General features: G+C 71.4%; 18 protein-coding genes. 6 read left to right on the top strand and 12 right to left on the bottom strand.

Going from position 1 to position 20,688, the window contains the following annotated elements; genetic code table 11:
• Positions 1-22: 22 nt before the first annotated feature.
• From M2283_RS46005 to M2283_RS45985, 5 genes are all read right to left on the bottom strand, one after another.
• Entirely contained in the window at positions 23-823 is an 801-nt protein-coding gene (locus tag M2283_RS46005; RefSeq protein WP_280882574.1) for an ABC transporter permease, read from the bottom strand.
• Entirely contained in the window at positions 823-1,746 is a 924-nt protein-coding gene (locus tag M2283_RS46000; RefSeq protein ID WP_280882573.1) for an ABC transporter permease, read from the bottom strand. The genes M2283_RS46005 and M2283_RS46000 overlap by 1 nt, the downstream gene beginning before the upstream one ends.
• Positions 1,746-2,906, bottom strand: a complete 1,161-nt coding sequence (locus M2283_RS45995; RefSeq protein ID WP_432423232.1) for an ABC transporter ATP-binding protein — start codon at positions 2,904-2,906, stop codon at positions 1,746-1,748. The genes M2283_RS46000 and M2283_RS45995 overlap by 1 nt, the downstream gene beginning before the upstream one ends.
• Positions 2,903-4,150, bottom strand: a complete 1,248-nt coding sequence (locus M2283_RS45990) for a polyamine ABC transporter substrate-binding protein (RefSeq protein WP_280882571.1) — start codon at positions 4,148-4,150, stop codon at positions 2,903-2,905. The genes M2283_RS45995 and M2283_RS45990 overlap by 4 nt, the downstream gene beginning before the upstream one ends.
• 83 nt (positions 4,151-4,233) lie before the next feature.
• Positions 4,234-5,772 carry a gamma-aminobutyraldehyde dehydrogenase gene (locus M2283_RS45985; protein ID WP_280882570.1) on the bottom strand — a complete coding sequence of 513 codons (1,539 nt, stop codon included), beginning with the start codon at positions 5,770-5,772 and terminating at the stop codon, positions 4,234-4,236.
• Positions 5,773-5,982: 210 nt separating this feature from the next.
• Between M2283_RS45985 and M2283_RS45980 the strand changes: the two genes are divergently transcribed.
• On the top strand, positions 5,983-6,618 hold the full coding sequence (locus tag M2283_RS45980) for an NADAR family protein (protein WP_280882569.1): 636 nt from the start codon (positions 5,983-5,985) through the stop codon (positions 6,616-6,618).
• Here M2283_RS45980 and M2283_RS45975 read toward each other — a convergent pair.
• Positions 6,570-7,367, bottom strand: a complete 798-nt coding sequence (locus tag M2283_RS45975) for a DUF4190 domain-containing protein (RefSeq protein ID WP_280882568.1) — start codon at positions 7,365-7,367, stop codon at positions 6,570-6,572. The two genes, M2283_RS45980 and M2283_RS45975, sit on opposite strands and share 49 nt — an antisense overlap.
• Between M2283_RS45975 and M2283_RS45970 the strand changes: the two genes are divergently transcribed.
• The 3 genes from M2283_RS45970 to M2283_RS45960 are packed head-to-tail and all read left to right on the top strand — an operon-like array spanning position 7,366 to position 9,403.
• Positions 7,366-7,581: a hypothetical protein gene (locus M2283_RS45970; protein WP_280882567.1), complete on the top strand. Its 216-nt coding sequence runs from the start codon at positions 7,366-7,368 to the stop codon at positions 7,579-7,581. The genes M2283_RS45975 and M2283_RS45970 overlap by 2 nt on opposite strands.
• Before the next feature lie 41 nt (positions 7,582-7,622).
• A complete protein-coding gene (locus M2283_RS45965) occupies positions 7,623-8,684 on the top strand; it encodes an adenosine deaminase (protein ID WP_280882566.1) in 1,062 nt (353 codons plus the stop codon).
• A gap of 26 nt (positions 8,685-8,710) precedes the next feature.
• Positions 8,711-9,403 carry a glycerophosphodiester phosphodiesterase gene (locus M2283_RS45960; protein ID WP_280882565.1) on the top strand — a complete coding sequence of 231 codons (693 nt, stop codon included), beginning with the start codon at positions 8,711-8,713 and terminating at the stop codon, positions 9,401-9,403.
• A gap of 14 nt (positions 9,404-9,417) precedes the next feature.
• Here the strand turns inward: M2283_RS45960 and M2283_RS45955 are convergent, their stop codons facing one another.
• A complete protein-coding gene (locus M2283_RS45955) occupies positions 9,418-11,088 on the bottom strand; it encodes an RNA polymerase sigma factor (protein ID WP_280882564.1) in 1,671 nt (556 codons plus the stop codon).
• A gap of 269 nt (positions 11,089-11,357) precedes the next feature.
• On the opposite strand from M2283_RS45955, the gene M2283_RS45950 reads away from it, so the two are divergent.
• Positions 11,358-12,533: a serine hydrolase domain-containing protein gene (locus M2283_RS45950; protein WP_280882563.1), complete on the top strand. Its 1,176-nt coding sequence runs from the start codon at positions 11,358-11,360 to the stop codon at positions 12,531-12,533.
• Here M2283_RS45950 and M2283_RS45945 read toward each other — a convergent pair.
• The 5 genes from M2283_RS45945 to M2283_RS45925 form a co-directional block, all read right to left on the bottom strand.
• Positions 12,526-13,047 carry a hypothetical protein gene (locus tag M2283_RS45945; RefSeq protein WP_280882562.1) on the bottom strand — a complete coding sequence of 174 codons (522 nt, stop codon included), beginning with the start codon at positions 13,045-13,047 and terminating at the stop codon, positions 12,526-12,528. The two genes, M2283_RS45950 and M2283_RS45945, sit on opposite strands and share 8 nt — an antisense overlap.
• A 53-nt stretch (positions 13,048-13,100) precedes the next feature.
• Positions 13,101-13,616: a hypothetical protein gene (locus tag M2283_RS45940; protein ID WP_280882561.1), complete on the bottom strand. Its 516-nt coding sequence runs from the start codon at positions 13,614-13,616 to the stop codon at positions 13,101-13,103.
• Positions 13,600-14,091 (bottom strand): RNA polymerase sigma factor, encoded by a 492-nt coding sequence (locus M2283_RS45935; protein ID WP_280882560.1) that lies wholly within the window; start codon positions 14,089-14,091, stop codon positions 13,600-13,602. Before M2283_RS45935 ends, M2283_RS45940 begins: the two co-directional genes overlap by 17 nt.
• A gap of 123 nt (positions 14,092-14,214) precedes the next feature.
• Positions 14,215-14,823, bottom strand: a complete 609-nt coding sequence (locus tag M2283_RS45930) for a class F sortase (protein ID WP_280882559.1) — start codon at positions 14,821-14,823, stop codon at positions 14,215-14,217.
• A complete protein-coding gene (locus tag M2283_RS45925; RefSeq protein ID WP_280882558.1) occupies positions 14,820-15,158 on the bottom strand; it encodes a sortase-dependent protein in 339 nt (112 codons plus the stop codon). The genes M2283_RS45930 and M2283_RS45925 overlap by 4 nt, the downstream gene beginning before the upstream one ends.
• 196 nt (positions 15,159-15,354) lie before the next feature.
• On the opposite strand from M2283_RS45925, the gene M2283_RS45920 reads away from it, so the two are divergent.
• Complete coding sequence (locus M2283_RS45920; protein ID WP_280882557.1) at positions 15,355-20,583, top strand: hypothetical protein; 5,229 nt, start codon at positions 15,355-15,357, stop codon at positions 20,581-20,583.
• Positions 20,584-20,688 lie beyond the last annotated feature (105 nt).

The raw sequence follows: 20,688 nt of genomic DNA, 5'->3' as shown, positions 1-20,688 counted from the left end.
ACTCCCTACAAGGGCTTTGCGCTTACGCCTTTTGCCTGTTGCGGCGATTTCCGAGAACCATGGAGAACAGGACCAACAGTACGGCGACCAGGAACATGGCCGTACCGATGACATTGATCTGGACGGGTGTTCCGCGCTGTGCCGAACCCCAGACGAACATGGGGAAGGTGACGGTCGAGCCCGCGTTGAAATTGGTGATGATGAAATCGTCGAAGGAGAGCGCGAAGGAAAGCAGCGCACCCGCGGCGATTCCGGGGGCCGCGATGGGCAGGGTGACGCGCAGGAAGGTCTGCGCCGGTCCGGCGTAGAGGTCCTGGGCGGCCTGTTCCAGACGCGGGTCCATCGACATCACGCGCGCCTTGACGGCGACGACGACGAAGCTGAGGCAGAACATGATGTGCGCGATCAGGATCGTCCAGAAGCCCAGCGGCGCACCGAGGTTGAGGAACAGGGTGAGCAGCGAGGCGGCCATGACGACCTCGGGCATCGCCATCGGCAGGAAGATCAGCGAGTTCACGGAGCCGCGCGCGCGGAAGCGGTAGCGGACCAGCGCGAAGGCGATCATCGTGCCGAGAACGGTCGCGCCGACGGTCGCCCAGAAGGCGATCTGGAGGCTGAGCGAGAGCGAGCCGCACATGTCGGCGACCCCGCACGGGTCTTTCCAGGCGTCGAAGGAGAACTGCTGCCATTCGTAGTTGAAGCGCCCCTTCGGTTTGTTGAAGGAGAACACCGTGACGACGACGTTCGGCAGCAGGAGATAGCCGAGTGTCAGAAGTCCCCCGATGACGACGAGATGGCGCTTTAACCAGGTGACGACGGGCATCAGACCAGATCCTCCGTCCCCGACCTGCGGATGTAGATGGTGACCATGAGGAGAATCGCGGCCATCAGAATGAAGGAAAGGGCAGCCGCCGTCGGATAGTCAAGAATTCTCAGGAACTGCGTCTGGATGACGTTTCCGATCATGCGGGTGTCGGTGGAGCCGAGGAGTTCGGCGTTCACGTAGTCGCCGGCCGCCGGGATGAAGGTCAGCAGCGTCCCGGAGACCACGCCCGGCATCGACAGCGGGAAGGTGACCTTGCGGAAGGTCGTGAAGGGCTTCGCGTACAGATCGCCCGCCGCCTCGTGCAGCCGCCCGTCGATGCGCTCAAGCGAGGTGTAGAGCGGCAGCACCATGAACGGCAGGAAGTTGTACGTCAGTCCGCAGACCACCGCGAGTGGTGTGGCCAGCACGCGGTCGCCGGAGGTCCAGCCGAGCCAGCTGGTGACGTCCAGGACGTGCAGCGCGTTGAGGGCGCCGACGACCGGGCCGCTGTCCGCGAGGATCGTCTTCCACGCGAGCGTGCGGATCAGGAAGCTGGTGAAGAAGGGCGCGATCACCAGGATCATGATCAGGTTCCGCCAGCGGCCCGCGCGGAAGGCGATCAGATACGCCAGCGGGTAACCCAGCAGCAGACACAGCACGGTCGCGGCGGCGGCGTAGAGGACCGAGCGCAGGAACTGCGGCCAGTACTCGCTCAGCGCGTCCCAGTAGGTCGCGAAGTGCCAGGTGACCTTGTATCCGTCCTCCAGGGAGCCCGTCTGCACGGAGGTGGAGGCCTGGTAGATCATCGGCAGCGCGAAGAAGACCACCAGCCAGAGCAGACCGGGCAGCAGGAGCCAGTACGGCGTCCAGCGGCCCCGTTTGCGCGGTGGCTTCTTGTCGGGGGCCGGCGCCAGGGGTGGCGCCTCGGTGGCTGTGGCCATCAGGCGGCCTCCTCCTCGATGTCGACGCCGGCGTCGATGTCCTGCGCCGCGTCGAGGCCGAAGGTGTGGGCCGGGTTCCAGTGCAGGACGACCTCGGCGCCGGGCACGAGGCGGGCGTCGCGGTCGATGTTCTGGGCGTAGACCTCGAACTCGGGACAGACCGGGCAGTCGATGACGTACTGCGTGGAGACGCCGATGAAGCTGGAGTCGGCGATCTTGCCGGTGATGCGGTTGCGGCCCTCGGGAATCTCGCCCGCGTCGTCCGCGTGCGTGAGGGAGATCTTCTCGGGGCGCACGCCGACCAGCACCTTGCCGCCGGTCGTGGTCGGCGCCGAACAGCGCGCCTCGGGCAGGACCAGCTTGCCGCCGCCCGCCTTGAGGACGATGTCGTCGCCGCTCTTGGTGTCGACCTCGGCCTCGATCAGGTTGGAGGTGCCGAGGAAGTTGGCGACGAACGTGGTGTTGGGGTTCTCGTAGAGGTCGGTCGGCGAGCCGAGCTGCTCGACGCGGCCCGCGTTCATCACGGCGACCGTGTCGGCCATGGTCATGGCCTCCTCCTGGTCGTGCGTGACGTGCACGAAGGTGATGCCGACCTCGGTCTGGATGCGCTTGAGCTCCAACTGCATCTGGCGGCGCAGCTTCAGGTCGAGGGCGCCGAGGGGCTCGTCGAGCAGGAGCACCTTCGGGGTGTTGATCAGCGCGCGGGCCACCGCGACGCGCTGCTGCTGGCCGCCGGAGAGCTGGTGCGGCTTCTTGCGCGCCTGCTCGCCCAGTTGCACCAGGTCGAGCATGTCCACGACCTGCTTCTTCACCGACTTGATGCCGCGCCGGCGCAGGCCGAAGGCGACGTTCTCGAAGATGTCGAGGTGCGGGAAGAGGGCGTAGGACTGGAAGACGGTGTTCACCGGCCGCTTGTAGGGCGGCAGATGGGTCACCTCCTGGTCGCCCAGGAACACGGTCCCGCCGCTCGGCTCCTCCAGGCCCGCGATCATCCGCAGGGTGGTGGTCTTGCCGCAGCCGGACGCGCCGAGCAGGGCGAAGAAGGAGCCCTGCGGCACGGTCAGGTCCAGTGGGTGTACGGCGGTGAAGGCGCCGTAGGTCTTGCTGATTCCGGAGAGGCGGACGTCGCCGCTGTTGTCCGTGGTGTTCATGGTCGTCACGCCCCTGTGAGCTTCGCGAACTTCTCTTCGTAGGCCGTCTCTTCCTTCGCGCTCAGCGAGCGGAAGGCATGGGACCTGGCGGCCATGGCCTGGTCGGGAATGATCAGCGGGTTCTCGGCCGCCGACTTGTCGATCTTCGCCAGATAGGGCTTCACGCCGTCGACGGGCGTCACGTAGTTGATGTAGGCGGCGAGGGCGGCGGCCGGCTCGGGCTCGTAGTAGAAGTCCATGAGCCGCTCGGCGTTCGTCTTGTGGCGCGCCTTGTTGGGGATCAGCATGTTGTCGGTCGACGTCATGTAGCCGCTGTCCGGGATGACGAAGTCGACGTCCGGGCTGTCCGCCTTGAGCTGGACGACGTCGCCGGCCCAGGCGATACAGGCCGCGAAGTCGCCCTTGGTGAGGTCGGACGTGTAGTCGTTGCCCGTGAAGCGGCGGATCTGGCCCTTGTCGACGGCCTTCTGGATGCGGGCGACCACCGCGTCGAAGTCGTCGTCGGTGAACTTCGCCGGGTCCTTGCCCATGTCGAGCAGCGTCATGCCGATGCTGTCGCGCATCTCCGACAGGAAGCCGACCCGGCCCTTGAGCTTGGGGTTGTCGAGCAGGTCGGAGACCGACTTCACCTCGACGCCGTCGAGCGCCTTCTTGTTGTAGGCAATGACGGTCGAGATGCCCTGCCATACGTAGGAGTAGGCGCGGCCGGGGTCCCAGTCCGGGTTGCGGAACTGGGCCGACAGGTTGGCGTAGGCGTGCGGCATGTGGGACGGGTCCAGTTTCTGGACCCAGCCCAGGCGGATCAGGCGGGCGGCCAGCCAGTCGGTGAGGACGATGATGTCGCGGCCGGTGTCCTGGCCGGCGGCGAGCTGCGGCTTGATCTTGCCGAAGAACTCGTTGTTGTCGTTGATGTCCTCGGTGTACTTGACCGTGATGCCGGTTCGTTCGCGGAACGCGTCCAGCGTCGGGTGGTGCTTTCCGCTGTCGTCCACGTCGATGTACTCGGTCCAGTTGGAGAAGTTGACGGTCTTCTCCGTGGCCGAGTGGTCGTCGGCGGACACGCCGCCCTGGGTCTTGCCGGCCGCGGGGATCCCGCAGGCGCTCAGTGCCCCGACGCCGCCGAGCGCGAGTGCGCCGCCCGCGGAGGCGCGCAGCAGCGAACGGCGGGTGAGGGCGGCCCTCCCATTGCGGAAGCTGCGCCGCATGGCGGCCACCTGGGCCGGGGAGAGGCGTTCGGGCTCGTACTGCTCCATGCGCTTGCTGCCCTTTCAGGAGGGACGAGGTTGAGGCCGTGGTCGGCGGCCGGTCTTCCCGCCCGGCGGTAGCCGGAGTCGAACTACAGCCGGTCCCCGAAGATGGTGCGGTGCCAGTCCTTCCTGGCCACCGCCGTGTTGTCGAACATGACGTGCTTGATCTGGGTGTACTCCTCGAAGGAGTACGCCGACATGTCCTTGCCGAAGCCGGAGGCCTTGTATCCGCCGTGCGGCATCTCGCTGATGATCGGGATGTGGTCGTTGATCCACACGCAGCCCGCCTTGATGTCGCGGGTGGCGCGATTGGCGCGGTAGACGTCGCGGCTCCAGGCGGAGGCGGCGAGTCCGTACGGGGTGTCGTTGGCGAGCGCGATGCCCTCGTCGTCGCTGTCGAAGGGCAGGACCACCAGGACCGGGCCGAAGATCTCGGACTGGACGACCTCGCTGTCCTGGGCCGCGTCGGCGATCAGGGTGGGCCGGTAGTAGGCGCCCTTCTCCAGCTCTCCCCCGGGAGCCTCGCCGCCGGTCACCACGCGCGCGTAGGCACGCGCCCGGTCGACGAAACCGGCGACGCGGTCGCGCTGGACGTGTGAGATCAGCGGGCCGAGGTCGGTGCCCGCGGCGAAGGGGTCGCCCAGCCGGACGGTCTCCATCAGGGCGGCCGTCTTCTCGACGAAGGCCTCGTAGAGCGGGCGCTGCACGTACGCGCGCGTGGCGGCGGTGCAGTCCTGGCCGGTGTTGATCAGCGCGCCCGCGACCGCGCCGTTGGCGGCGGCCTCCAGGTCGGCGTCGTCGAACACGACGAAGGGCGCCTTGCCGCCGAGCTCCAGGTGAAGGCGCTTGACGGTGGCGGTGGCGATCTCGGCGACGCGCTTGCCGACGGCGGTGGAGCCGGTGAAGGACGTCATCACCACGTCGGGGTGGCCGACCAGGTGCTCGCCCGCCTCCCTGCCCGTGCCGGTGACGATGTTGACGACACCGTCCGGGATCCCGGCGTCGGTGACGGCCTGGGCGAACAGCAGCGAGGTGAGCGGGGTCAGCTCGGCCGGTTTGAGCACGATCGTGTTGCCCGCGGCGATGGCCGGGAGGATCTTCCAGGCGGCCATCTGGAGGGGGTAGTTCCAGGGCGCGATGGAGCCGACGACACCGATGGGCTCGCGGCGCACGTACGAGGTGTGGTCGCCGGAGTACTCGCCGGCGGACTGCCCCTGCAGATGCCGGGCGGCGCCGGCGAAGAAGGCGGTGTTGTCGACGGTCCCCGGCACGTCGAACTCGCGGGTCAGTTTCAGCGGCTTGCCGCACTGGAGGGACTCGGCGCGGGCGAAGTCCTCGGCGCGGTCGGCGAGCACGGCGGCGAGCCGGTGCAGCGCGTCGGAGCGGTCGCCGGGGGTGGCGGCGGACCAGCCGGGGAACGCCTCGCAGGCGGCCGCGACGGCCGCGTCCACGTCGTCGGGGCCGGCCAGCTCGTAGGTGAGGACCTCCTCGCCGGTCGACGGGTCGACGACCGCGTGCGTACGGCCGGAGGTGCCCTTGGCCAGGCGGCCGGCGATGTACTGCGCGCCGTCCGCGAAGCGGTGCTGCGCCGGGAATCGTTCCGGGGTGGTATTGCCCGGGTTGTGCATGTCGCTCTCCTCCGCCGGAGCCCCTCGGTCGCGGGGGCGGGTGGCGTAGCTCCAGCTCGATTTGAGTGCCGATCCTGACAGAGCAAAGGGCATCCAACAAGTGATTCCGTTGTTGCCTTTTGGTTACACGACGGAATCTGTCGACCAGGTGTCGAGTGACCGCGGGAAAGGGCGGACGGAATGTCAGTGGTGGCTGCCAGACTCGCGTGCATGGGACGGATCACGGGGACGATCGATTCACAGGAAGCGCTGGTCAAGGCGGTCCGCGCGGGGGCGAAGGTGAAGTACCTGCACTTCTGGGGGCACCGGGCGCGGGCGGACGGTCAGGTGGGGTCGAGCTGTCTGAGCCAGTGGTGGCCGGCGCCGTTCACGGTGGACGGGGTGGTGTACGGCACCGCCGAGCACTGGATGATGGCGCGGAAAGCGCGGCTGTTCGGGGACGCGGAGGCGGAGCGGCGCGTCCTGGCGGCGGACCATCCCTCCCAGGCCAAGAAGGCGGGGCGGCTGGTGCGCGGCTTCGACGAGGCGACCTGGGAGCGGGAGCGCTTCGGGATCGTGGTCGAGGGCAGCGTCCACAAGTTCGCGGCACACGCGGAGCTGCGGGAGTTCCTGCTGACGACAGGCACACGTGTGCTGGTCGAGGCCAGTCCCGTGGACCGGGTGTGGGGCATCGGCCTCGCGGCGGACGACCCCGCCGCGGAGGATCCGGGGCGGTGGCGGGGGCCGAATCTGCTCGGGTTCGCACTGATGGAGGCGCGGGCGCGGCTTCGGGGTGAGGACAGTGGGACCGGTGAGGATCAGCCCTGGGCCAGCAGCGGGGCGGAGACGCCGGGGGCCGAGTCGTAGTACGAGCCGTCGTCGGTGCCGCTGTCGTTGTCATTGTTCACGGCGATCGCGATGCCGACGATCAGCAGGGCGATCGTGGCGAGGCCCAGGACGATCCCGATGATGCCCGTGATCAGGCCCGACTGCGCCTGGCCGCGGTTGGTGGCCTCACCGCGGTCGGCCCGTCGCTTGCCCTTGATGGCGAAGATCACGGCGAGGACGCCGAGGATGAGGGAGACGACGCCGTAGATGCAGAACAGGCAGCAGGACAGGATGCCCAGCACCATGGCCGCGGTGCCCATGCCGTTCTGCGGGGGCGGCTGCATACCGGGCCAGCCGTAGCCCTGCGGGTAGGCGGGGTAGCCGTAGCCGCCGGGGGCCGGCGGGCCCTGCTGACCGGGGCCGGGGCCGGTGGGCGCGAACGGCGGGGGCGGAACGGCGGAGTCGGACCAGCCGGGCGGGGGCGTGCCGGGGGCGCCGTAGGTGGGGGCGCCGAAGCCGGGGGTGCCCTGACCGGGCGGGGCGAAGCCGTCGGACGGCAGGGCCGCCATCGTCGCCTGGTCGTGCACGGACGGCGGCTGCGGGTACGCCGGAGGCGGCTGATACGAGGGCGGCTGGGGCTGCTCACCGGGACCCGGGCGGGCGCCCTTGTCCAGCGACGTCTTCTCCTCGGGCGGCGGTGCCCACGGGTCGCGTTCCGCTCCCGCTCCCCCGGCCGGCTGTGTCCCGTCCACCACGTTCCCGTCCCCCTCGATCGATCGCCTCGCCATGGTAAAGCCTCACCTTGAACTGCTCACCGCCCGGTTCGCCGACCAGTCCACCGACCGGTTCATGGACCGGTTCATGGACCGGTTCATGGACCGATTCCCCGCCCGGCCCGTCGTCCGGTTTGTCGCCCGCGCGCCCACCGACCTCACCCGCCGTCCAACCCCCGCCTACGATGATCCTCGAGTCATCGATCAGCCGATCACCCGCGTCCCGTGAGGCCGAGCCGCCCCGGGGCGCCGTTCCGGGGAGGAACCCCCTTGACCGACCACCTCGACGCGTCCGTCGCCCCGCGCGAGCTGCACGCCTTCATCGCCGCACTGCCCAAGGCCGAACTGCACGTGCATCACGTCGGCTCCGCCTCCCCGCGCATCGTCTCGGAACTGGCCGCCCGGCACCCCGACTCCAAGGTGCCCACCGACCCCGAGGCCCTCGTCGACTACTTCACGTTCACGGACTTCGCGCACTTCATCGACGTGTACCTGTCCGTCGTCGACCTGATCCGCACCCCCGAGGACGTGCGGCTGCTGACGTACGAGGTGGCCCGGGAGCTGGCCCGGCAGCAGGTGCGGTACGCCGAGCTGACCATCACGCCGTTCTCCTCGACCCGGCGCGGGATCGACGAGCGGGCCTTCATGGACGCGATCGAGGACGCGCGCAAGGCGGCCGAGGCGGAGTTCGGGACCGTGCTGCGCTGGTGCTTCGACATTCCCGGCGAGGCGGGTCTGGAGGCCGCCGAGGAGACCACGCGGCTGGCCACCGACGACCGGCTGCGCCCGGAGGGGCTGGTCTCGTTCGGGCTCGGCGGGCCCGAGATCGGCGTACCGCGGCCGCAGTTCAAGCCCTACTTCGACCGGGCGATCGCCGCCGGGCTGCATTCGGTGCCGCACGCCGGGGAGACCACGGGACCGGAGACGGTGTGGGACGCCCTGACGTATCTGCGCGCCGAGCGCATCGGGCACGGGACGAGCTCCGCCCAGGACCCGAAGCTGCTCGCGCATCTGGCCGAGCAGCGGATCGCGTTGGAGGTCTGCCCGACCTCCAACATCGCCACGCGCGCGGTCCGCACCCTCGGCGAGCACCCGATCAAGGAGTTCGTGCGGGCCGGGGTCATCGTCACGATCAACTCCGACGACCCGCCGATGTTCGGCACCGACCTCGACAACGAGTACGCGGTCGCCGCCCGGCTGCTCGACCTCGACGAGCGGGGGCTCGCGGAGCTGGCGAAGAACGCGGTCGACGCCTCCTTCCTGGACGTCGCGGGCAAGGCACGGATCCGCGACGAGATCGACACCTTCACCACGGCGTGGCTCGCCCCCTGAGTCACGGAGTCACCACAATGGGGTCCATGCAGAAGGTGACCGCAGTCGCCCATCGCGGCGACCCCTACCGCGTCCGTGAGAACACCACCGACTCACTGCGTTCCGCGCTCCGAAAGGGCGCGGACGCAGTCGAGTTCGATGTGCGGCTGACCAAGGACGACGTCCCCGTGCTGTTGCACGACGACACGCTGAAGCGGCTGTGGGAGCACGACCGGCCGCTCAGGTCCCTGTCGGCCGACGAGGTGCGCGGGCTCACGGACGGCGGGGTGCCGACCCTCGCGGAGGCGCTGGCCGCGACCGAGGGCCGCCGGGTCATGGTCGACCTGCCCGGCGACCCGGAGCTGCGTACGGTCCAGCGGATCATGGAGGTCGTGCGCGACAGCGGCGCGGCCGACCGCGCGTACTACACCGCGGACGCCCCCGCCATGCTCGCCGTCCGGGCCGCCGACCCGTCCGCCGAGATCGCGCTGACCTGGAAGTCGCTGGCACCACCGCGGCCCGCGCTGCTGGACGCGGTGCGCCCGCGCTGGCTCAACTACCGCTTCGCGCTGGTCGACCGGGACCTCGCGACCTACGTCCACCGCTCCGGCTATCTGCTCTCCGTCTGGACCCCCGACACCCGCCGCTCGATGCGCCGCCTGCTCGACTTCGGCGTCGACTCCATCACGACCAACCGCGTCGACCTCCTGCACGCCCTGCGTGACAGCGACGGCGACTGAGCCGCGCGCGGCTGCTACAGACGCGAGCGCTGGGCCACCGTCGCCGGGTCGGCAGGGGTCGCGCGGGTGGCGTACTGCGGTACGGGGGTGTCGTCCCTGCCGGTGTCGCGGACCAGGCCGTAGCGGATCGCGCCCTGGGCGGGGCCGGTGGTGACGTCCTTCTCGACCGCGTCCCAGGTGGTGGGGAAGACGTTCAGGCCGTAGTCGGCGCCGCGTTCGTTCACGGTGAGGGTGACGGTGCCGTCGACGTAGAAGTACTCGTTCTGCCACATCTGCTGGGTGCCGGTGGGCAGGACCGCGTAGCCGGTGGCCGAACTGCCCATGCCGGTGGCGGAGTTGCCGGTCGTGCCGACCGGGTCGTCCATGCGTTTGCCGCCGCCCGAGGCGACGTGGAAGAGCTTGCCCTTCAGGCCGGTCCAGCTCGGCATGACCAGGCTGCCGGCCCGGTACTGCGGCGAGATCTGCCAGCGGACCAGGACATAGCCCCGGCCGCTGAGCGTCACGGCGTCCCCGCGGTGGTTCATGGTGGCGTGCGCGCCGCCGGTGCTGGTGACGCCGGACCCGGGGCGGTGCGGGAGGGCGGCGGGCGGGGTGTCGGGGTCCGGGGCGGAGTCGACGGCGTCCACGACGCTGCCGTACTGGGCGGTCGTCTTCTTCGTGGGTGAGGAGGACGGGGTAGGTGACGGCGACGAGGAGGGCGTGCTGCTGGGGGACGGGGAGCGGTAGCTGGCGGTGGGAGTGGTCGCCGCGCGTGGGGGCGGGGTGTCGGCCGGGCGCGTGCCCACGTACGCGCCGCCCGCGACGATGGTCGCGCTCGCCGTCACGGCGACGGCCGGCTTGGTCAGGGCGCCGAGCAGCTTGGCGGACCAGCCGGCCGAGGTGGCGGCCGCCGCCGTCTTGCCGCCGAAGGCCAGGGACAGGGTGAAGCCGACGGGGAGCGGGACGAGGGCGATACCGACGAGCAGGCGTTCGGCGGGTACGACGGACTCGTGCGTGTCCGAGCAGTAGGCGCAGCCCCTGATGTGCCGGGCCAGGCGTTTGCGCCAGACCGAGTCGGGCCGTCCGGTCCAGCGGGCGGTCAGCTCGCGCAGTTCCGGGCAGGCGCCGTCCAGCGCCCGCACGATGCCGCGCGCGGTCTCCAGCCGCTCCTTCATCCGCTGGACGCGCACGGCCGCGTGCTGCCGGCTGATGCCGACGGCGGCCGCCAGCTCGCGTCGGCTCAGCTCCCCCGCGACCTCCAGCCACCACAGCGACAGCAACTGCCGGTCCTCGTCGTCCAGCCAGCGCACCGCCTCGGCGACCTCGCGCCGCTGGCCCTCCAACTGGAGCCGCAGCACGGTGAGTTCGGCGAAGTCGGTGGCCTCGCGGGCGGCCGACTCGTCCAGTTTCTCGGTGGACCTGCGACGCGCCCGGTCCCGTATCTGCCGCATGGCGATCGCCATCAGCCAGGACCGGAAGCTGTCCGGGTCGCGCAGGGAACCGAGGTTGTCGACGGCGCGCAGCATCGTCTCCTGGACGACGTCGTCCACGTCGGCGTGACCGTTCAGGGCGCGGCCGACGACGTTGTAGACCAACGGCAGCCAGCCGGCGACCAGGTCGTCCAGCGCCTGCCGGTCACCGGCCTGCGCCGCCGCGATGGTGGAACGCCACTGCCGCCCGTCCACGTCCGTCCTCTCCAAGGTCACCGCCCTCCGACCGCACCTTCTCAGCCGCGCTCTTGGTGGTGGTTCCCGGGGTGTGGGGGACGGCGGGTGCGAGAGGAGACGCGGTGGGAGCGGGCGGGATAACACTTTTTCACCCGTAGGGGTCATCCCCCACAACGCCCTTGCCGGGTAAGGGAGTTACTCGGGGTCCGGTCAGGGGCCGGCCCCCTCCCCGCCGACGATCCGCGGGGTGGGGCCCGCACCGGAGGCTGATCGACGACAGCAATCGCCGCAGCCCCCTGGAGCAGCCGATGCGCCCCCGACCTTCCATTCTCGCCGCCTCATTCGTCCTCGCCCTCACGGCGGCGGGCCCGCTGGCCGCGCCGGCCTCGGCGGCACCCGCCCCGGCCGCCTCCGCCTCAACCGCGTCCGCGCGCCCGGTCACCGACCCTGGCACCGCACCGGACGCCGTCGCCCTCCAGGCCGCGATCTCCGGTCTGCCGGACGCCGACGCGACGGCGGCTCTCGTGCGGGTCGGGGGCAGTGACGGGAGTTGGCGGGGCAGCGCGGGCGTGCGCGATCTGGTGAGCGGGCGGGCGGCGGATCCGGACGCCCGTTTCCGGGCCGGTTCGACGACGAAGGTGGTCACCGCGGCGGCCGTGCTGAAGCTGGCCGCACAGGGCCGGATCGACCTGGGCACGCCCGTCCAGCGCTATCTCCCCGGGCTGCTGACCTCGCGCTTCGAGCCGATCACCGTACGGCAGTTGCTGAACCACACCAGCGGTGTCCAGGCCGGCGACGGGTGGGGCGACTTCGAGGACCAGTACGCGCACCGCTTCGACACGCTCACGCCGGAGCAGGTGGTGGCGTCGGCGGTGGCGAAGGGGCCGGAGTTCCGCCCTGGCCGGCAGCAGCACTACCTCAACATCAACTACACGGTCCTCGGGATGCTGATCGAGAAGGTGACGGGGCACTCGTACGCCGACGAGGCCACCCGGCTCGTGCTGCGCCCCGCCGGGATGCGGGACACGTACTTCCCCGGGACCGATCCCCGGATCCGCGGACCGCACAACCACGGCTACCAGGCGGTCGAACAGGCCGACGGGACAACGGAGTTCGTCGACGTGACCGACTGGAACCAAGCGGACCGGTTCGCGGCCGGTGACATGATCTCCACGACCGCGGACCTGGAACAGCTGGTCACCTCTCTCTTCCGGGGCCGGATCGTGCACGGGCCGCAGCTGCGGGAGATGTTCACCGTGCCCGCGGGGATCGAGGGCGCCAGTTACAGCGCCGGGCTCCAGCGGTTCGTGGTCGACGGTCGCACGTACTGGGTCAAGTCGGGCTCCCGGTACGGCTACAGCGCGGTGATCGCCGCGACCCGCGATCTGAGCCGCACGCTCGTCTACTCGGTGGGCGCGACGGACGCGAAGGGCGAGGAAATGAACGCCGTGGCACAGCGGATCGCGCTGGCGGCGCTCAAGTAGCGAACACCGGGGCGGAGTTCGGGGTGAGGGCGGCCAGCCGCTTGATCTTCTGGCGTACGACGTACAGCGGGAGGATCCCGATGACGCCGAAGGACATGTCAATCACCGTCCACCAGAAGGGGATTCCGCGGATCGGCCCGCAGATCAGGGCCAGCGGGATGATTCCGGCGCAGGCGATCATCGCGAACTCGACGACCCAGATGTTGCGGACGGGGTCGCGGTAGGGACCGTAGAAGGCCACCGCGATGACGAGATGGGCGAACGCCAGCCAGTCCGTGCCGTAGAGGACGAAGGGGTAGTCGGCGTCGGCGGTGTCGAGTCCGCGCCGGACGTGCTCGATCCACTCCATGAGCGCGGGGAGGTGCTGCGGCACGGACAGGGAGCGCAGGACGTCCTCGGTCCAGCGCAGTTCGTGGACCAGCGGGAAGGCCGTGGCGCCGCTGAGCACCAGACAGACGACGAAGAGGACCAACCAGGCGCGGATGCCCTTGAGAAGGGCGGCTCTGTCGCTCATGACGGCAGCGTACGCCCGTAGTTGAACATGTTCAAAACTATCGGTGAGTGGTGTCAGCCACGCGAGGAGGGGGTGCGGGTCGGCGACGGCGTCACGGAGGTCGTGTCCCGTACGTCCGTCGGTGCCGTCGACGGTGCCGAGGTGGGGGACGCCGTGGCGCGCTGCCTGGGCGGGGTGCTGGACGGGATGCGGCTGGGGACGGGGGTCTCGGCGGTGGGAGCCGCCTTCGTCGGGTCAGAGCCGGTCGACGGACCGTTCGACGGGCCGGTCGACGGGCCGGTCGAAGGGCCGGTCGAAGGGCTGCTCGCCGGGGGCGGGGCCAGGGGGACCGTCGGGGAGGACGGGGAGTCGGTGGCGGTCAGGCGCAGGGGCAGGACGACGAGGGCGGCGACACCGCAGGTCAGGGCGGCGCCGACGGCGGCCTTGAACAGCTTGCGGCGGGCCGCGCCACGGCGGATCGCCTCGTAACGGCCGGTCGGCGGGCCGAGGTATTCGCTGGAGGGGCGCAGCAGGACGGTGAGTTCGTCCTCGGGGTCGAAGTCCGGGCCGTCGTCAGAGTGTGTGATCAAGGCTTCTCCTCAGCTGGGCGCGGAGCAGTTCGCGGGCCGCGTGGAGGTCGGCCTTGACGGTTCCTTCCTTGCGTCCGGTCAGCGCGGACACCTCCCGGATCGGCATGTCAGCGTAGTAGTGCAGCAGGATCGGCACGCGCAGCCGTTCGGGCAGGGACTGGACCAGGAGCCGTACCGAGGGGTCTTCCTGTTCCGGCTGCGGGCGCACGGCCGCCTCGTCGGTGGCGCGGCGCACGGCCCGGCGCTCGCGCTCCAGCTTGCGCCAGTGGTCCCGGACCAGGTTGGCGGCGGTGACGTAGAGGAATCCGCGCGGTTCCGACACGGTCGTCCAGCGCGCCCACAGCCTGGTGAACGCCTCGGAGGCGATCTCGTGGGCCGTCTCGTCGTCGTCGACGAGCCGGCGGCACCAGCCGGCGAGGCGCGGGTAGAGGGCGGCGAACAGCTCCGACGCGGCCTTCTCGCTGGACCGTTTCAACGTTCTCCAGGTGGGGGGATGGTGGCTTCGCACTGGAAGACCCCGGACCGTCGGTGTGGGTTCCGACGGTCCGGGATCCGGGATCCGGGACGCCGTCAGGGGCTCGCGGTGGCCGGGCAGGCCCTAGGTGCTCAGCGTCGCGAAGACGATCACGTTGTCCTGGTAGCCGTCACCGGTACGGGGTCCGCCGCACGTGATGAGCCGCAGCTCCGGCCGGTCCACGTCGCCGTAGACCTCGTCCGTCGGGAAGTCGGCCTTGGCTACCGTCTGCACCGCCGTGACGGCGAACACCGCGGACTTGCCGTTCTCCAGGCGCGCCACGACCTTGTCCCCCCGGTTCAGCTCCCCGAGGTGACGGAAGACGCCGTCCCCGTAGGAGCCGACCGTGACATGGCCGAGGATCACCGACGGTCCGGTCTGGCCGGGTGTCGGTGAGTGCCGGTACCAGCCCGCCCGGTCGTGCGCGGCGATCGGCGGCACCTCGACGGTGCCGTCGGCGGCCAGCCCCAGCTGCATGACCGAGGTGTCGACCCCGATGGCCGGGATCTTCAGGCCGACCGGGACCGAACGCCCCAGCGCGGCCACCGACTTGGCGGGCGGCGGGACGGAGGCCTCGGACACCGACGGCGGTGGGCTCGTGGAGCTTCCGGTCGTGGTGCCGGGGCCGCCGCAGGCGACGAGCAGCGAGGCCAGCGCCGCCCCGGCGAAGGCACGCCTGGAGAGGGGGCTCATACCCCGTTCGCCCGGCGGCGGCGCACGAGGAAGACCCCGCCACCGAGGGCGATCGCCGCGGCGGCGCCCCCGCCGATCAGGCCGCCCGTGGCGGAGCCGGAGGACGGAGTGACCTCGCCGGTGTTCGGCGCACCGCTGGGCCGGACGGAGACCTGGTCGTCGGACGGCGCCCGGGTCGGCTCGGCGCTCGTGGCGGGAGACGGTGCCTTGGTCGGCTCGGCGGACCGGCTGGGGACGGGCGTCGGGGACGCGGTCCCGTCGGCGAACGCGGGCACCGCACCCGCCAGCACGGCGGCGCAGGCGAGTGCCATGGCACTGAGGCCGGTTCGACGCATGAATCGCTCTCTTTCATCGGGTGACAGATCGAGCGGAGAGACGAGGCAGCGACGAAGCGGGTTGCAAAGAGCCGGCAAAGTCATAAATGGCCTTGCGGTGTACGGGAGTTGGCATGCCGGTTGAGCGGGAGCGGCGAACGTGGCGGGAGTGGCCGGAGGGGCCTCCGACCTGCACGGCGCTGGTTACGTTGAGGCCGTGCGGACACCTCAGCAGTCAGGGAACGGCAGGACCGGCGACTCCCGGCAGGCGCCCCCGTCGGCCCGCACCGCCCGGCCACCCGCGCCGACCGCCGCCGCCCATCCCCTGCTCGGCGTCCAGAACTCCGCGGGGAACAGGGCCACCACCCGGGCCCTACGGCGTAACCGCGCCGGACTCCCCCGGCCCGCGCTGGCGGGCGTGGACGAGGGCCAGGAGACCGGGCTCGAACTCCCTTCGTACCTGATGCACTTGCAGGCGGCCGGTCTCTCCACGGCCTGCGGTCTGACCGGGCACGAGTTCGTGCGGCACGCGGTGGCCGCGGTCGTCGGACGCGGCGACGGCGACGTCGGTGACATCGCCGCCGAACTGGCCGGGCGGCCGGAGAGCTTCTTCGGGCAGGGCCGCGCCTTCGCCGTCCAGGGTCGCGGTGGCAAGGAGTGGTTCGACGTCACCGTCGCCGTCCGCCGGGCTCCCGACGACCGGCCGCCCGTCTTCCAGCCCCCCGAGCACGTGTCCGGGGCCGCGCCGGGCCCCGACGCGGCGCCGCAGGCGGAGTTGGAGGACGCGGAGGGCAAGGACACCAAGGTCGACGTCCAGCACAACAGCGGCGCCACCGTGAGCAGTACGGCGGGCAGTTCGTCCAGCAAGGGCGTCGGCGGTATGGGCTTCGGGCTCGCGCCCGTGGTGCCGGGGCTCTTCCTCGGCGGCGCCGCCACCGGCAACGTGCAGCCCTGGCAGTCCTCCAGGGAGTCCCGCCGGCAGAAGAACGTGGCCGAACCCCGCGTCCTGCGCAGCGACATGGGCTCGGTCGAGGTGACCCGCAAGGTGCTCTACGACGTACGGGTGCAGCAGCACGGCTCCGCGGACGCGCAGTCCTTCCAGGGCGCCGGCACGCTCACCCAGCGGGTGCCGACCGAGCATCTGGTGCCGGGCGGCACCGGCGATCCCGTGCCGCCGCGGCCCCTGCACGCGGACCCGGTGCGGGCCGCCGCGCTCGCCGACTCGGTCTCGCAGGCCGACTCGCTGGCGCCCGTGGCCGTCGTCGGGACCGGTGCCCCGCAGCGCGGCGGGGGCGGTCTTTTCGACGCGGTCGCCTCCGTCCTGCACCCCTCGATCACCGCGTCCGGGGCGCCGGGCCGGGCCCGGCTGCAGGAGGCGACCGCCACGGCGACCGTCCTGGAGGACATGCCGCGGCTGCTGCGGGACGGCGTGGTCGGCGAGGACCTGCGGTCCAGGGACGGGAAGACGGCGGGCAGTTACCAACTGCGCGCCGTGCTCACCGGCCTCTCCCCCGCCTGGGGCACCGGCAAGACCCAACTGCGCACCCACCAGCAGGGGCAGGACACGGTCGCGGAGAGCGCGGGCAAGGGACGGGCGATCTCGGGTGGCGCGGGCCCGGCGATCGGTGTCGGTCTGTCCGGCAGCGCGGCCGTCGTGCGGGCCACGGCCATGCCGGTCGGAGGCGCCCGAAAGGCGCGCTTCACGACGACCGAACAGACCGTCTCCAGCCGGCAGGGCGCGGAGGTCCGGGGCGAGAAGGCGCTCTACTTCGGGACCGTGACGATCAGCGCGGAGGGTACGGGTCCGCGGTCGGCCGAGATGGTCCTGCATCCCGAACGCCGCGTCGCCACGCACTCGATGAAGGTGTGGATGAGCCTGCGGGCCGACGAGGCCCAGGCGCTCGGGCTGCCGCTGCCGCCGGGGATGGCGGCCGGGGAGTTCGTCGAGAAGCCGAAGCGGACCGACGACAACGGCGACGAGGTGGATGTCGAGCGCCATCTCGCCTACGGCGGCAAGGGATCCAACGTCGCGCTCAGTCAGATCGACACCGGGCCCATGGTGCGGGCCGTGCGCGAGATGTTCGCCACCGATCCCCGACTGGCCGGCTATCTCCCCGCGTTCGGCACCAGCCCGCCCGGCGCGCACGTCAGCAGGGAGGAGGCCGAGGTCCAGCGGCGCAACCACCGCGAGCTGATGACCGCCCTCTCGGAGACCAACCTCCGTGTCAACAAAGACCAGTTGCTGTCCACCGGCCTCACGGTCCGGCTGCGCCGCAAGACGACCATGCACGCCCACGACGTGCACCTGCGGGTCAAGGGCGACCTGGGCGACACCACCTACCAGGGCGACATCAAGGACTGGCTGGTGCGCGCCCACTCCGGGGTCACCAGCAACTCGCAGAGCGGGCGCAGCAGTTCGCGCTCGATCGGCGGTCTGGTGCTCGGCCAGGCCCGGCTGGTCCCCGGTGTGCTGACCGGCGCGGCCCGCTACGAGCGACACAGCACCGGCAACCGGCGCAACCAGGCCGGTCCCACCGGCCGTTCGGACATCGTCGCCAACGGCTCCGAGTCGGCCAGCGCCTTCGCGGCGCCCCTGCGCCTGGACGTGGACGTCACCATGACGTCCCGGCCGCGCAAGCTGGCCCGCACCGTCACCCCCGGCTCCCCGGGCCAGGACGGGCCCGCGTCCCGGCCGCTGGGCGGGCTGCACCTGCCGGAACAGGACGTACGGCTGCTCACTCCCACGGAGTTCACGCTGGACCAGGAGGGCAAGGAGCGGCTCGACGCCGTGGTCGAGGCCCGCAAGGCCCAGGCGTCCAGGCCCGATTACGGCTTCGCCGCCGAGGGCATCGGCGACCTGGCCTCGGTCACCCCGAGGCCGTCGGCCGGACGGGTGCTGCGGGACTGGCAGTTGGTGGAGAGCCTCGACGGGGAGCCCGTGCGGGCCCTGGCCTACGAGCTGCTCGCCCGGGCCGCCGCCCGCGACAAGGGACTGCGCCGGGACACCGCGCTGGAGTCGGAGGGGCTCGCGCCCCGGCAGGCGCTGGAGGAGCGGTTCGGCGAGCGGTCGATCCAGGGCGCGCTGCGCCAGGCCGCGTCCTCGGGCTGGGTGGTGAAGAACCTCCGCTATCCGCGCCGTCTCGCGGCTCTCAACGGCGCGGTCGGCACCCGTATCGCCCTCGCCAACCCGAAGTTCCTGCACACCGGTTCGGGCCCGGGTACGGAGACCTTCGTGCTGGGTGGCCACCAGTCGGCCGGGCAGGTCGGCCAGGGCACCACCAACACGGTGCAGATCGGCGCCACGGTCACGGGGAACGCTCCCGAGTGGCGCACCGGCCAAGGCCTGTCGGGGTACCGCACCTGGGGCGAGGGCGATACGCAGGCCGCCGCCGTGTCCGGCACGGTCGAGCGCAACACCCACACGCCGAAGAAGGCCCCGCTGTACCTGGTCCAGTGCGATGTGCTGGTGAACATGGTCGCGGAGGTCAAGGTGACCGGCGGCGGCCCCTACGTGACCAAGGGCGCGCGGACCCTGCCGGCCGCGGCGGGCGTGTGGCTGACGGAGGCGCAGCTCCCGCCGCGCATACGACGGCAGTTGGGGCTGGACTCGGAGCCGCCCAACACGAAGACCGCGACGGCCACCACGGCGTCGTCGGGGGTGCAGGGCGAGAGTCCGGCGGAGAGCTCGCGGATGGCGCAGGAGCGGGCCGATCGGGAACCGGCGGTCGAGGAACCGAAGGTCGGGGAGCCTGCGGGCAAGGGACAGGAGGCCCGGGACCAGAAGGTCGGGGATCCGGCGGCCAAGGACGCGGGCGGCTCGTCCGGGGTGTCCGGGTCCGCTCCGACGCGCGCCACCGGTCCGACCCTCGGCGTCGACTCGGCGCTCGGCTTCGGCACGATCGAGGATCTGCCGGACTTCGTGCCGCTGTTGGCGCGGCTGCGGGCGAGCCTCGCGGCGGCCGGGCAGCAGGGGGTCGCCGACGCCGTGCTGCCCCGGCAGCAGACCAAGGACCGCAACGACAACGTGCAGCGGCTGCTGCGTGTACTGGACCGGGACGGATCCGCCGGGCTGCTGTCGAGCGCCATGGACGGCGGGGTCACCGTCGAACTGCTGGACGGCCGCAGGACGCCCTACTGGGCGGTGTTCAAGATCACCCGCAGCGGGCCCGGCACCTACGAGGGTGACGTGGACGACGGCCGGGACATGGAGTACATCACCTCGGCCGTCTCCCAGAGCGCCGGCTCCCACGACGAGGGCGCGATGACCGGCGTCGAGGGCATTGTCGCGGGATCGGGCAAACCCGAGGGCGGGCTCGGCCAGTTGAAGAGCACGGGTGGCTCGGTGGGCCTCGGCTACGCGTCCGGCGACTCGCGCCGCACCGGCACCGCGGGCCGGGGCCAGCTCGGCATGAAGACGGTCGCCGAGGCGAGCGCCGCGCAGTCGGCGAAGATGCGGGTGCCGATCCGGGCGAGCCTCGAACTGTACAAGGGCGACCGGCGGTTGGGGCTCGCCCAGCTCGGCGACAAGAAGATGTCGCTGACCCAGCGCGTCCTGAAGAACGACCTGGCGGCGCTGAACCGGGTGGTCGCCCCCGTGGCCCAGCGGCAGCCAGCTGCCGGGCGGGCCCCGGCCGGGCTCGGCGCCTGGCGCGCGGGCGGCGTGCGGCTGCCGATGGAGGCGCAGGTCAACGGGTTCCAAGGGGTCACGCAGGTACGGCGGTTGCTGGACTCCGCGGTCCGGCAGGCGGGCGGCGGAGACAGGTTCCGGGACAGGGGCCAGGCCGCCGCGTACGCGCTGAACGAGGCGGTCTCCACCGAGTGGATGATCGCCGCGCTGCCGCTGCTCACCTCCGCCGGGGCCGAGTTGCCGCCGGTGCACGCCTCCGGCGCGGAGGGGCAGGACCTGCGGGCCTCGCTGCACGCGCGGCTGCGCCAGGGGCGGGTGCTGGGCGTCGGCGACAAGATGACCTTCGAGACGGTGGGCCAGAGCCATCTGGAGGCGCCGCGCCCCACCCAGACGGACGGCCAGAGCTCCACCGACAAGAGCAGGGCGGCCCGGCCGATGGGGGGCGCGGGGCTGCTCAACGCCGACGAGTTCCGGCTCAACCAGCTGATGGGCAACACCGGCGGCTCGGGCGGCGCGGCGGACGCCACGGCGAACTCGGCGGGCTCGATGCCGCTGCACAAACCGAAGATGAAGTCGGTCCTGGTCCAGTTCACGCTGGACGTCCGGGTGGTGGCCCAACTGACCAACCGGGTCCGCACCGGCCGCACCGAGACGGTGGAACGCGAGACGACCCTCGCCCGGCCGGTGGTGATCCGGATGCCGGAGCCGATGGTCCGCCGGATGCTGCTGGCGGAGGGGGCGGGGCTCCAGGACCCGGACAACCTTCTGGGCCTCGGCGCGACGGTGGCTCCGCCCCCGCCACCGCCGTCCGGCAACTAGAGCCCTCGGGGTGCGACACGAAGTCGCTCCAGGTAAGTAAGGACAGCCACGTGAAGGAGGTATCGATCGGCTGAACTTCGGGCCAGTGTCCAGGGCCCGTCCCCG

Origin of the sequence: Streptomyces pseudovenezuelae (genome assembly GCF_029892565.1) — a bacterium.
Lineage (GTDB): Bacteria > Actinomycetota > Actinomycetes > Streptomycetales > Streptomycetaceae > Streptomyces > Streptomyces pseudovenezuelae_A.
Note: the sequence above shows the minus strand (reverse complement) of the source record. Positions and strands in the feature narration are given on the sequence as shown.

Coding starts and splice junctions, on each gene's coding strand:
- M2283_RS46005 (WP_280882574.1), bottom strand. CDS start 823: ATGCCCGTCGTCACCTGGTTAAAGCGCCATCTCGTCGTCATCGGGGGA.
- M2283_RS46000 (WP_280882573.1), bottom strand. CDS start 1,746: ATGGCCACAGCCACCGAGGCGCCACCCCTGGCGCCGGCCCCCGACAAG.
- M2283_RS45990 (WP_280882571.1), bottom strand. CDS start 4,150: ATGGAGCAGTACGAGCCCGAACGCCTCTCCCCGGCCCAGGTGGCCGCC.
- M2283_RS45985 (WP_280882570.1), bottom strand. CDS start 5,772: ATGCACAACCCGGGCAATACCACCCCGGAACGATTCCCGGCGCAGCAC.
- M2283_RS45980 (WP_280882569.1), top strand. CDS start 5,983: ATGGGACGGATCACGGGGACGATCGATTCACAGGAAGCGCTGGTCAAG.
- M2283_RS45970 (WP_280882567.1), top strand. CDS start 7,366: ATGGTAAAGCCTCACCTTGAACTGCTCACCGCCCGGTTCGCCGACCAG.
- M2283_RS45975 (WP_280882568.1), bottom strand. CDS start 7,367: ATGGCGAGGCGATCGATCGAGGGGGACGGGAACGTGGTGGACGGGACA.
- M2283_RS45960 (WP_280882565.1), top strand. CDS start 8,711: ATGCAGAAGGTGACCGCAGTCGCCCATCGCGGCGACCCCTACCGCGTC.
- M2283_RS45950 (WP_280882563.1), top strand. CDS start 11,358: ATGCGCCCCCGACCTTCCATTCTCGCCGCCTCATTCGTCCTCGCCCTC.
- M2283_RS45945 (WP_280882562.1), bottom strand. CDS start 13,047: ATGAGCGACAGAGCCGCCCTTCTCAAGGGCATCCGCGCCTGGTTGGTC.
- M2283_RS45930 (WP_280882559.1), bottom strand. CDS start 14,823: ATGAGCCCCCTCTCCAGGCGTGCCTTCGCCGGGGCGGCGCTGGCCTCG.
- M2283_RS45925 (WP_280882558.1), bottom strand. CDS start 15,158: ATGCGTCGAACCGGCCTCAGTGCCATGGCACTCGCCTGCGCCGCCGTG.